This is a genomic window from Stappia sp. TSB10GB4 (genome assembly GCF_900185745.1).
Taxonomy (GTDB): Bacteria; Pseudomonadota; Alphaproteobacteria; order Rhizobiales; family Stappiaceae; genus Stappia.
Genome location: NZ_FYAV01000033.1, coordinates 1 through 5,187, shown reverse-complemented (window position 1 = coordinate 5,187; position 5,187 = coordinate 1). Strand labels below are relative to the sequence as shown.

Annotated in this window: 4 protein-coding genes; all 4 read right to left on the bottom strand. The window is 68.0% G+C overall.

Annotated elements, in window-relative coordinates; all coding sequences use genetic code 11:
* Window positions 1-59 precede the first annotated feature (59 nt).
* The 4 genes from TSB10GB4_RS06095 to TSB10GB4_RS06080 all read right to left on the bottom strand — a co-directional run bounded on the left by TSB10GB4_RS06095 (window position 60) and on the right by TSB10GB4_RS06080 (window position 5,184).
* Window positions 60-860, bottom strand: a complete 801-nt coding sequence (locus TSB10GB4_RS06095) for a xanthine dehydrogenase family protein subunit M (RefSeq protein ID WP_186386288.1) — start codon at window positions 858-860, stop codon at window positions 60-62.
* A gap of 234 nt (window positions 861-1,094) precedes the next feature.
* Entirely contained in the window at window positions 1,095-3,464 is a 2,370-nt protein-coding gene (locus TSB10GB4_RS06090) for a xanthine dehydrogenase family protein molybdopterin-binding subunit (protein ID WP_186394993.1), read from the bottom strand.
* A gap of 255 nt (window positions 3,465-3,719) precedes the next feature.
* The gene (locus TSB10GB4_RS06085) at window positions 3,720-4,211 is read right to left on the bottom strand and encodes a (2Fe-2S)-binding protein (RefSeq protein WP_208984500.1); all 492 of its coding nucleotides are present in this window, start codon (window positions 4,209-4,211) and stop codon (window positions 3,720-3,722) included.
* A 241-nt stretch (window positions 4,212-4,452) separates the two neighbouring features.
* Window positions 4,453-5,184 carry a carbon monoxide dehydrogenase subunit G gene (locus tag TSB10GB4_RS06080; RefSeq protein ID WP_186394994.1) on the bottom strand — a complete coding sequence of 244 codons (732 nt, stop codon included), beginning with the start codon at window positions 5,182-5,184 and terminating at the stop codon, window positions 4,453-4,455.
* Between the last annotated feature and the right edge of the window lie 3 nt (window positions 5,185-5,187).

Sequence of the window (5,187 nt, the reverse complement as noted above, 5' to 3'; positions counted from 1 at the left end):
TTTTTTTTCCGGCGGGGTGTTTTGTTTGGGATGTGGGTCTGTTTGAGGGTTTCGGGGTTTCAGGTTTTGAGTTTTGCGACGGCGCGCTTGGCCATGACGGTGATGAGGTTTGCGCGGTAGTCGGCGGAGCCGTGGATGTCGGAGATGAGGTCGTCGGCATCGGTCGCGACGGAGGCTGCCGCGTCGGGCGTGAAGCTCTGCGACAGCGCCTGTTCCAGCCCCGCGTGGCGGAAGACGCCGTTCGACCCGGCACCCGTCACCGCCACCCGCACGCCGCCGTCGCTGCGCGCCACGAAGACGCCGGCCATCGCATAGCGCGAGGCCGGGTTCGGATATTTGGCATAGGCGCAGGCCGCGCAGGCGGGGATCTCGACACCCGTCACGATCTCCCCCTCCTCCAGCGCCGTCTCGAACAGGCCGGTGAAGAACTCCTCAGCCTCGATCCGCCGCCGGTCGGTGACGATCGTCGCCCCCAAGGCCAGCATCGCCGCCGGATAGTCCGCCGCCGGGTCGTTGTTGGCGATCGACCCGCCGATCGTGCCGCGATGGCGCACATGCGGATCGCCGATATGGCCGGCAAGCTCCGCAAGACCCGGCACCAGCCGCCGCACGCTCAGTGAGCCGGCAACCTCAGCATGGGTCGTCGCCGCCCCGATCCGCAGGCCCCCACCCGTTTCAGTGATCCCCTTCAGATCGGCGACATGGGTCACGTCGACAAGGTCGGACGGCGCCGCCAGCCGCTGCTTCATCGTCGGCAGCAGGGTCATGCCGCCCGACAGGATCTTGCCGTCCTCGCAAGCGGCGATCTTCGCCGCCGCATCGGCGACGCTCGTCGCCCGGTGATAGGTCGTCTCGTACATCCCGCTCCTCCCTCGCCCGGCAGTCCGGCCGGGCCTCTTGCTCGCCTGCTGCAGCGCCCCCGCGGCCAAGCCGTGCGGGAGCGCCATCCTCAATCAAGATCCTGCGCGGATCGCGCTGCTGCCCTCTTCGGCTGCCCTCTTCGGCTGCCTGTGCCGGTGCAGCGCAGATCACTCCGCTGCGTCTTGCCTGCGCAGCGCAGATCACTCCGCTGCGTCTTGCCTGCGCAGCGCAGATCACTCCGCTGCTTCTGCCGGCCGGGCCGCCTTCAGTGCCGCCCACACCGCCTGCGGCGTCGCCGGCATCTCCAGCGCGTTCGTCCCGATCGCGTCGGTGATCGCGTTGATCACCGCCGGCGGCGAGCCGATCGCCCCGGCCTCGCCGCAGCCCTTCATCCCCAGCGGGTTGCCCGGGCACGCCGTCACCGTCGTCATCAGCCGGTAGGACGGCACATCGTCCGCCCGCGGCATCGTGTAGTCCATGTAGGACGCCGACAGCAGTTGGCCGTCCGCGTCATAGGACGCGTTCTCCAGCAGCGCCTGGCCGATGCCCTGCGTCAATCCGCCATGCACCTGGCCTTCCACGATCATCGGGTTGATGATCGTCCCGAAGTCGTCCGCCGCAACGAAGTCGACGATCTCGACCTTGCCCGTCTCCGGGTCCACCTCCACTTCGCACACATAGGTCCCGGCCGGGAAGGTGAAGTTGGTCGGGTCGTAGAACGCCCCCTCCTTCAGCCCCGGCTCCATGCCGGCGGGAAGGTTGTGCGCCGTATAGGCGGCAAGCGCCACCTGGAAGAACGGCAGTTCCTTGTCCGTGCCGGCCACCTTGAACGTGCCGCCCTCCAGCGCGATGTCTCCTTCCGAGGCCTCCAGCAGATGCGCGGCGATCCGCTTCGCCTTCGCCTCCACCTTGTCCAGCGCCTTGACGATCGCCGACATGCCGACCGCGCCGGAGCGCGAGCCGTAGGTACCCATGCCGAACTGCACCTTGTCCGTGTCGCCATGCACGATCGCCACCGTGTCGAGACCGACGCCGAACCGCTCCGCCACCAGTTGCGCGAAGGTCGTCTCGTGACCCTGGCCATGGCTGTGCGAGCCCGTCAGAACCTCGATCGTGCCGACCGGGTTCACCCTGACTTCCGCCGATTCCCACAAGCCGACGCCCGCCCCCAGCGAACCGACCGCCTGGCTCGGCGCGATGCCGCAGGCCTCGATATAGCAGGACAGGCCGATGCCGCGCAGCTTGCCCCGCCGCGCCGCCTCCGCCTTGCGTCCCGCAAAGCCGGCATAGTCGATCGCCGATAGCGCCGCCTCCAGCGAGGCATCGTAGTCGCCCGCGTCGTAGCACATGATCACCGGCGTCTGATGCGGGAAGCTCCGGATGAAGTTCGCCCGCCGGAACTCGGCCGGGTCCATCCCAACCTCGCGCGCCGCCGTCTCCATCATCCGCTCAAGCAGATAGGTCGCCTCGGGCCGCCCCGCCCCGCGATAGGCATCCACCGGCACCGTGTTGGTGTAGACCGTCTTCACGTTGCAATGGATCGCCGGGATCGCATACTGGCCGGACAGAAGCGTCGCGTAGAGATAGGTCGGCACCGACGAGGAGAACAGCGACATATAGGCGCCAAGGTTCGCCACCGTCTTCACCCGCAGCCCGGTGATCCGGTTCTCCGCGTCCAGCGCCATCTCGGCCTGCGAGTAGTGGTCGCGCCCATGCGCGTCCGTCAGGAACGCCTCCGTGCGCTCGCATGTCCACTTCACCGGAACGCCGGTCTTCTTCGACGCCCACAGGCACACCATCTCTTCCGGATAGATATAGATCTTCGACCCGAAGCCGCCGCCCACATCCGGTGCAATCACCCTGAGCTTGTGCTCCGGCGCGATGTTGTAGAAGGCCGACAGCACGAGCCGCGCCACATGCGGGTTCTGCGAGGTCGTCCACAGCGTGTAGTGCTCCTCCGCCGTGTCGTACTGGGCCAGCGCTGCGCGCGGCTCCATCGGGTTCGGCACCAGGCGGTTGTTGCGGATCTCCATCCGCGTCACCCGCGCTGCGGACGCGAAGGCCGCCTCGGTCGCCGCAGCATCGCCGATCTCCCAGTCGTAGATCAGGTTGCCCGGCGCTTCCTCGTGCAGTTGCGGCGCCCCGTCCTTCAGCGCCTCCAGCGCATCGACCACGGCGGGAAGCGGCTCGTATTCCACTTCCACCGCATCGGCGGCATCGCGCGCCTGTGCCCGCGTCTCGGCGATCACCACCGCCACCGCCTGGCCGACATGGCGCACATGCTCGCTCTCCAGCGCCCGCCAGGCGCCCATCTTCATCGGGCTGCCGTCCTTGGAATGGATCATCCAGCCGCAGATCAGGTTGCCGACCCCGTCCGCGACCAGCTCATGGCCGCTGAGGACCGCGATCACCCCCGGCATCGCGCGGGCCGCATCCGCCCCGATCGACACCACCCTGGCATGCGCATGCGGCGAGCGCACGAACACCGCATGCGCCATCCCCGCCACCGTCATGTCGTCCGTGTAGCGGCCCTTGCCGGTGATGAACCGCTTGTCCTCGCGCCGCTGAACCCGCGCGCCGATACCTTCAACCGAACCTGCCATCTCGTCCTCCCTCGCAAGGCCCGCGATGCCCGGCATCCTCCCGCCCGGCACCCGCCCTGCATGCGTTCCTCATGTCGATCGCTTCGACGTGCCAATCGCTTCGAACAGTTCGCTTCGAACAATCTCCCGGCAGGCCCGCCGCATCGCCGTCCCCCGAACGGCGACAGCCCCCTTGCCTGGACGGCGGCACCTCAAACCCCGTCCGGTGGCCTGTCCGGTGACCCGTCCGGTGGCCTGCCGGCGCCCTGTTCGCGCCTACTCGGCCGCCGTCTTCATCCCGGCCATCGTCGTGCTCGCCGCCGCGATCGCCTTGACGATGTTGTGGTAGCCCGTGCAGCGGCAGATATTGCCCTCAAGCTCGGCCCGGATCGTCGCCTCGTCCAGGGGACCCCCGCCATGGCGCGCGATCATGTCCACCGCCGCCATGATCATCCCCGGCGTACAGAAGCCGCATTGCAGCCCGTGATGCTCCTTGAACGCCGCCTGCACCGGGTGCAGCTCGCCCCCGGACGCAAGACCCTCGATCGTCGTCACCTCAGACCCCGACGCCTGCGCCGCAAGCATCGTGCAGGACTTCACCGCCTTGCCGTCCACATGCACCACGCAGGCCCCGCATTGCGACGTGTCGCAGCCCACATGCGTCCCCGTCAGCCCCAGACCCTCGCGCAGGAACTCAACCAGCAGCGTCCGGTCCTCGACCACCCGCGTCACCGTCCGGCCGTTCACGACCATGCTCACTTCGGCCATGCAAATCCTCCCTCGTTCCACAACAAGGTCCCGTCACTCCCCGCTCGGGCGGAACCCGCATCTGCAAACCGTTTGCCCAAACCCGGCACCCCGGACACCTGCCCGAGCGCACCTGCCCAAACCCGTGTGCCCAAACCCGTGTACCCGAACGCGCGCCGAGACCAGATCAACCGCCGCCGCCTGCCGGACCCTCGGCGCAACAGCGCGCCCAGATCAGCGTGCCAACCTCAGCGCGCCAACTTCATCGTGTCAGCGCCAGGATCACGATCACAACCGCCAGCGCCGCAAGCCCCCACACCATCGGGCCGCCGAGAAAGCCCCGGCCCGCCGCCGTCTCGACCTCGGTCTCGACCTCGCGTGCCGCCTTCGCGACCCGCTCTTCCACCTCGTGCACCGCGCCAGAGATCGCATCAGAGACCGCCTCGCCGACCTCCTCGGGAAGCCGCGACAGCGCCTCGCTCTTCGCCGCCTCGATCTCGCCCGCATCCGGCTCGTCGAGATCGACAGCGCCGACACCCTCCTGCCCGGCCCCGCCGCCCTCGACGATCTCCTTGAACTTGCCGAAGAACTCGTCCGCCATCTTGCGCGACGTCGACACGATCAAGCGGCTGCCGAGCTGCGCCAGCTTGCCGCCGACCTGCGCCTTCACCGCATAGCGCAGAACCGTCTCCGCCCCCTCCTCGACCAGCGACACATCCGCCGACCCCTTGGCAAAGCCGGCAACCCCGCCCTTGCCCTCGCCGACAATCGTATAGCTCTCGGGCGGGTTCAGGTTCTCCAGCGTCACCGCGCCCTTGAACGTCGCCTTCACAGGACCGATCTTCGCAACGACCGTCGCCGTCATCTCCCGGTCCGAAACCTGCTCAAGCTCCTCGCAGCCCGGTATGCAACGACGCAGAACATCCGCATCGTTCAGCGCCAACCAAACAGCCCCACGGCCCGCCAACAATCGATACTCGCCAACCAAATCCATGGA

Bases quoted from the DNA above. Each gene is read 5' to 3' on its own strand.
- TSB10GB4_RS06080 (WP_186394994.1), bottom strand. From the start codon at position 5,184: ATGGATTTGGTTGGCGAGTATCGATTGTTGGCGGGCCGTGGGGCTGTT.
- TSB10GB4_RS06090 (WP_186394993.1), bottom strand. From the start codon at position 3,464: ATGGCAGGTTCGGTTGAAGGTATCGGCGCGCGGGTTCAGCGGCGCGAG.
- TSB10GB4_RS06095 (WP_186386288.1), bottom strand. From the start codon at position 860: ATGTACGAGACGACCTATCACCGGGCGACGAGCGTCGCCGATGCGGCG.
- TSB10GB4_RS06085 (WP_208984500.1), bottom strand. From the start codon at position 4,211: ATGGCCGAAGTGAGCATGGTCGTGAACGGCCGGACGGTGACGCGGGTG.